At 54.7% G+C, this 5,770-nt stretch carries 7 protein-coding genes; all 7 read left to right on the forward strand.

Annotated elements, in window-relative coordinates; genetic code table 11:
* A partial coding sequence (locus tag ACTQ34_RS17320; protein WP_441364854.1) for a DUF4368 domain-containing protein occupies positions 1-1,351 on the forward strand: 1,351 nt, incomplete at its 5' end.
* Positions 1,352-1,418: 67 nt separating this feature from the next.
* A complete protein-coding gene (locus ACTQ34_RS17325; RefSeq protein ID WP_176928140.1) occupies positions 1,419-2,039 on the forward strand; it encodes a CHC2 zinc finger domain-containing protein in 621 nt (206 codons plus the stop codon).
* Entirely contained in the window at positions 2,017-3,396 is a 1,380-nt protein-coding gene (locus ACTQ34_RS17330) for a DNA primase family protein (RefSeq protein ID WP_441364855.1), read from the forward strand. Before ACTQ34_RS17325 ends, ACTQ34_RS17330 begins: the two co-directional genes overlap by 23 nt.
* A 393-nt stretch (positions 3,397-3,789) precedes the next feature.
* Complete coding sequence (locus ACTQ34_RS17335) at positions 3,790-3,999, forward strand: LLM class flavin-dependent oxidoreductase (protein WP_430661831.1); 210 nt, start codon at positions 3,790-3,792, stop codon at positions 3,997-3,999.
* A 4-nt stretch (positions 4,000-4,003) separates the two neighbouring features.
* Positions 4,004-4,210, forward strand: a complete 207-nt coding sequence (locus ACTQ34_RS17340) for a DUF3847 domain-containing protein (RefSeq protein ID WP_204890080.1) — start codon at positions 4,004-4,006, stop codon at positions 4,208-4,210.
* A complete protein-coding gene (locus ACTQ34_RS17345; protein ID WP_441364856.1) occupies positions 4,161-4,391 on the forward strand; it encodes a hypothetical protein in 231 nt (76 codons plus the stop codon). Before ACTQ34_RS17340 ends, ACTQ34_RS17345 begins: the two co-directional genes overlap by 50 nt.
* 207 nt (positions 4,392-4,598) lie before the next feature.
* Positions 4,599-5,770: MobQ family relaxase (gene mobQ / locus ACTQ34_RS17350; protein ID WP_441364857.1), on the forward strand; the 1,172-nt coding region annotated here is incomplete at its 3' end.

Here is a 5,770-nt window from a genome sequence, read left to right on the forward strand (position 1 = left end):
GCGGCGGATCTTCCGGCTTGCGGTGGAGGGGCACGGCCCCCATGAGATCGCCAAGATACTCACACAGGAAAAGGTGGAGTGCCCCGCCTATTATCTGGCCCGCAACGGCAGGGGCTGCCGGAAAAACACCGTGGACACCAGCCGACCCTATGACTGGTACGGTTTTACGGTCAGCTCCATGCTGGCCAAGCCGGAGTATATGGGGCACACCGTCAATTTCCGGTCCTCCAAAAAGTCCTATCGGGATAAGCGGGTAAAAAATGATCCGTCCGACTGGCTGATCTTTGAGAACACCCACGAGGCCATTGTTGACCCGGAAACCTGGCAGCTCGCCCAGCAGGTGAAGCGGACGGTGCGCCGGACAGATACCACCGGCGTCGCCAATCCCCTGACCGGCCTTGTGTTTTGTGCTGACTGTGGAGCCAAAATGTATAACCACCGGGGCAAGCGCAAAAAGGACGGGCAGGAATATTCCGTGGATTTTTACAGCTGCTCCACCTACACCCTGACCTTTGAGCGAGAAACTCAGATGTGTTCTTCTCACACGGTCAGCACTAAGGCTCTGAATGCCCTGATTCTGGAAACCATCCGCACTACCGCCAGCTATGCCATCCAGAACAAGGAGGAATTTATTCAGAAAGTTCGCAGCATTTCACAGGTTCGCCAGCAGGAAGCGGCAAAGGAGCTGAAACGCAAGGTCGCCAAGGAGCGCAGGCGCAGTGCCGAGTTGGACGTGCTGATTAAAAAGCTGTATGAAACCTATGCCATGGGCAAGTTGGAGGAAAAACGGTTCGAGCTGCTTTGTGCCGAATATGAGAAGGAACAGGCCGAGCTGGAACAGCTGCTTGCCTCCGAGCAGGCGCAGCTGGACCAGTTTCACGAGGACACGGACCGTGCCAGCCACTTTCTGGCGCTGGCACAGAAATATACGGATTTCACCGAGCTGACTGCCCCCATGCTCCATGAATTTGTGGAGAAAATTCTGGTCCATGCCCCGGACCGAAGCACCGGGGAACGGGTGCAGGAAATTGAAATTTATCTGAATTTTATCGGGAAGTTTGAAGTGCCCATGCCCGAACCCACTGAGGAAGAACTGGCTGCGGAGGAAAAGCGCCGCCAGAAGCGCATCCGTGACCATGAAAAATACCTGCGCCAGAAGGAGCGCAAACAGAAGATTGCCGAGGGGCTGATCGTTCCGGGTGAACCGTACCAGCTGGTGTGCCAGTGCTGCGGAGAGCCGTTCCAGTCTGTCCGCCCCAACGCTAAATTTTGCAAACCCGCCTGCCGGGAGAAGTTCTACCGGCAGGAAAAGCGGAAAGCCAAAGAAACGGAAACATCACAAACTGCATAAGGACTGCGGCCTGCCCCAATAAACCGGGCAGGCCGCTTTTTTATGCCCTGAAACGGAGGGGTTTTTTATGACACTCTTTGAACTGGTAAAACAGAATATTTGTGTGCCGGATGCGGCGGAACACTATGGGCTGCAAGTCAACCGAAACGGGATGTGCAGCTGTCCGTTCCATGAGGACCGGCACCCCAGCATGAAGCTGAACGAACGGTATTTTTACTGCTTCGGCTGCGGGGCCACCGGCGATGTGATTGACCTTGTGGCGAGGCTGTTTGCCCTGAGCAGTTACGAGGCAGCGCAGAAGCTGGCACAGGATTTTGGGATTGGCCCGGACAAGCCGCCTGTGGCAGCTGCCCTGCCCAAACCGGAGCGTCCCCTGCTGAAAGCATACCGGCAGGAGGAAGTACGCTGCCTGCGAGTGCTGTGTGATTATCTGCATCTGCTGGAAAGCTGGAAGGTGCAGTACGCACCCAAGACAGCGGAAGATACTTTGGATGATCGGTTTGTGGAAGCCTGTCAGATGCTGGACTATGTGGAGTATCTGGCGGATTTGCTCATTGCCGCTGAGCTGGAACAGCGGGTGAAAATTGTTGAAATGCTGAACAAGGATGGCCTGATTGCCGGTTTGGAGGAACGGCTGGACAGGCTGAAAAAGGAGGACGATGCCCATGAAAAACAAAACGCAGCTTGACGGGATGCCCGTCTGGTTTGATGGAAAAAGCATCAACGAAGCCCTGTTTTGTGAGGAGTTCTTGCAGACGCACAAGATCATCTTCACAAACGGGGCTTTTTTCACGCCCGAAGGCCGTGTGACTGATGAGTTGCCCCTGCGGGGAGAGATTTTTGAAGAGCTGAAATACTGTGCGGTCAGCAACATTCCCCGCAAAATCAGCAACATTGTGGAGCTGATGAAGCTGGCGGCACTGGCAGAGGATTTTCCCCCGGAGCCGGACCGGATTCACCTTTCCAATGGGACGCTTTTTCTGGATGGGACCTTTGCGGATGGAAAGCCGAAAATCGTCCGCAACCGTTTCCCCGTGGCCTACAACTCCAACGCCCCAAAGCCTGCCCTCTGGCTGCAATTTCTGGATGGCCTTCTCTACCCGGAGGACATCCCAACCTTGCAGGAATATATCGGCTACTGCCTGATTCCCAGCAACAAGGGACAACGGATGATGGTCATTAAGGGCAGCGGCGGCGAGGGCAAGTCGCAGATCGGCGCTGTTCTGGGAACTTTGTTCGGCTCCAACATGAAGGATGGCAGCATCGGGAAAATATCCGAGAACCGTTTTGCCCGTGCTGACCTGGAACATATCCTCCTGTGCGTGGACGACGATATGCGGATGGAGGCCCTGCGCCAGACCAACTATGTGAAATCCATTGTCACCGCCCAGGGCAAGATGGATTTGGAGCGCAAGGGCAAACAGAGCTATCAGGGATGGATGTGCGCCCGGCTGTTAGCATTCTCCAACGGAGATTTGCAGGCGCTGTTTGACCGCAGCGACGGATTTTACCGCCGCCAGCTGGTGCTGACCACGAAAGAAAAACCAGCTGGCCGTGTGGATGATCCCGACCTTGCGGAGAAGATGAAAGCCGAGGTGGAGGGCATTCTGCTGTGGGCTTTTGAGGGATTGCAGCGGCTGGCCGCTAATAACTTCAAGTTCACCGAAAGTGACCGCACCAGAGGGAACCGGGAGGCAGTCAAACGGGACAATAACAATGTCTATGATTTTCTGGATTCTGACGGGTATGTTCGCCTGAAAGCCGATCTATCTGCCAGCTCCAAAGAACTGTACGAGGTATACCAGATTTACTGCACCGAAAACAACCTGCCTGCCCTGAAGCCCCGCAGCTTCAGCGAAGCCCTGATCGCCTGCCAGAGCCGCTACAATCTGGAATACTGCAACAATGTGACCAACGCAGCCGGACGGCGGGTGCGTGGATTTCTGGGGATTGAGGTACTGGTGAGAAATCATATATCAGTGTTTTCCGGTGATTCGATGCGTACGTACGTACCGGAAGATGTGCCGGAGGAATGGCGGCGCTGAACCGTGTACGTACGTACGCTTTGATTGACTGTTGTGCTCCCTTTTATAGCAATTCAGCGGCTATGTCAGTCAGAATCACCGGTCAAATCCCCATGTTAAATCAAGGCAAGTGGAAATCGAAAAGTATTTGTCTATTGGAAGAAATCATTTTGCGAAACCGTGCTTCTCGCCCCGGTGAACCGGGTGCATGGAATCATGGGGAAATGCACGATTTCAAGCCAAGTCACACGAAATGGAAAAGTCGGAAAGTGCGACCTATGGACAGGACATCACACCAGCGATTCTGAACGGATTTGGTGACAAGGAGATTTTTCACCACACAGCGAAGTGGTTATGCCAGAGGGCGTACCGGCTTCGCTTTTTTATCAAGTAAATTTAGGAGGATTTTTGATGATGACGGTACGCAACGAGATTAAGGCACAGATCGTCCGGGCTGGATATACCATGCAGGAGGTAGTTGACCGGCTCCATGAGGAATACGGCTGGTCGGACAGCGTTTCCAACCTGTCGGCCAAACTCCAGCGGGAATCCATCCGCTACAAGGAGGTTGTGGAGCTGGCCGATGTGCTGGGCTACGACCTGATCTGGCAGAAACGGAGGTAAATCTATGACAAGTGAAGAAAAGAAACTGTTGCAGGCAAAGCACCGCTTGGAGGAAGCCCAGGCACGGGACCGGGTGAAGGAGCGAAAAGCCCGGACAAGGCGGCTCATTCAGGAGGGCGCTGTGCTGGAAAAAGTGCTGCCGGAAGTACAGGCGGTAGGGCTTGATAATCTGGAAGAATACCTGCGGCGAAAGCTGGCAGCACACGATTGAAAACGGCTGGGAGGTCTCCGGGAAACCGGGGGCCTTCCTCTTTTTTATCCCGAAGGGCGCACTTACTCACCACCCGCCGTTGGCGGGCGGTGGTATCCCTCCCATCGGTCGGGATCGTGCGCTCTCCGAGGGGGCTGCGGCTGTTGCGACAGCCGTATGGACAATGCCACAGCACGGGTGAGCTGCTGTCATTGTCCACGCAGTTATCGCCATCACAACCGCTTTGCGTTTGTGAACAGAGGTACAACCTGTACCCTGTTTGCGACAACTGCCTGCAAAAACCTGCCGCCGGCAGCTTTCCCGCAGAGATGGACGGCACAGCGCTGCCGTCCATTTTCTCTTTTGCGAAAGAGAAACAGAAAAATGAAAAAACGGGGGTGAATGAGATATGGCGATTTACCATCTGGAGGCGAAGGTGGTAAGCCGGGGCGCAGGCCGCTCCGCCGTGGCCGCTTCCGCTTATCTGAGCTGCTCCCGCCTGTATAACGATTACGACGGGATTCAGCATGACTACACAAGAAAGCAGGGACTTGTCTGGCAGAAAGTGTTTCTGCCGGAATACGCCCCGCAGGAATGGCAGGACAGGGAAAAGCTCTGGAACGCTGTGGAGGAAACCGAAAAGACGAAGGATAGCCGCCTTGCCCGTGAGTTTGTCGTCGCCCTACCCATAGAGCTGAACCGGGAGCAGCAGATCGAGCTGCTGCAAGTGTTTGTTCGGGAGCAGTTTGTGGCCGATGGAATGTGCGCCGATGCTGCAATTCACGACACCGACGGTCATAATCCCCATGCCCACATTCTTCTGACCGTGCGACCGCTGGATGAGCAAGGCGAGTGGCAGTACAAGACCGAGAAAGAGTATCTGTGCATCAGAGACGGCGAGGAACGAGGGTTCACCGCCGCAGAGTTTAAGACAGCGCAGAACGAGGGCTGGGAAAAGCAGTATCCCTACAAGGTCGGCAAAAGGAAGGTGTATATGACGCCATCTGCTGCCCAGACGCAGGGGCTGGTTCGTGCGGACAAGCACCCGAAAAGTACGAAGTACGGCAGACAGAATCCCATCTCCGAGCGCTGGAACAGCGAGGAACAGCTTGTGGCATGGCGGGCAGCGTGGGCGGATGTGTCCAACCGCTATCTGGAGCGTACAGGACGGGAAGAACGCATTGACCACCGAAGCAATACAGACAGGGGCTTGACTGAGCAGCCCACCATTCACGAGGGTGTGGTTGCCTGTGCGTTGGAGAAAAAAGGCATTATCTCTGACCGCTGTGAAATCAACCGACAGATTAAGGCGGACAATGCCCTGCTGCGGGAACTGAAAGCAACGGTTAAGAAGCTGATGCAGGCGGTAAAGAATACCGTTCCTGCCATAGCGGAAGCAATGGAGAAGATACGCAGCAGTATGCTGATTTTCAGTTATCAACTTCGCCACATCGGTGTTGGCAAGTACAATATGGTCAAGCGCGTCAAGGCAGTCAAGCCAGAGCTTGAACGCTATGGGGGATTGGTACAGCAGATCAAGGACAAATCCAAGGAACGGAAAGCTCTGCTTGCGGAGAAAAA

Source organism: Agathobaculum sp. LCP25S3_E8 (genome assembly GCF_052117165.1).
Taxonomy (GTDB): domain Bacteria; phylum Bacillota; class Clostridia; order Oscillospirales; family Butyricicoccaceae; genus Agathobaculum.

What these genes read in the sequence shown, in the direction of transcription:
- ACTQ34_RS17325 (WP_176928140.1), top strand. Translation starts at nt 1,419, where the DNA reads ATGACACTCTTTGAACTGGTAAAACAGAATATTTGTGTGCCGGATGCG.
- ACTQ34_RS17330 (WP_441364855.1), top strand. Translation starts at nt 2,017, where the DNA reads ATGAAAAACAAAACGCAGCTTGACGGGATGCCCGTCTGGTTTGATGGA.
- ACTQ34_RS17340 (WP_204890080.1), top strand. Translation starts at nt 4,004, where the DNA reads ATGACAAGTGAAGAAAAGAAACTGTTGCAGGCAAAGCACCGCTTGGAG.
- ACTQ34_RS17335 (WP_430661831.1), top strand. Translation starts at nt 3,790, where the DNA reads ATGACGGTACGCAACGAGATTAAGGCACAGATCGTCCGGGCTGGATAT.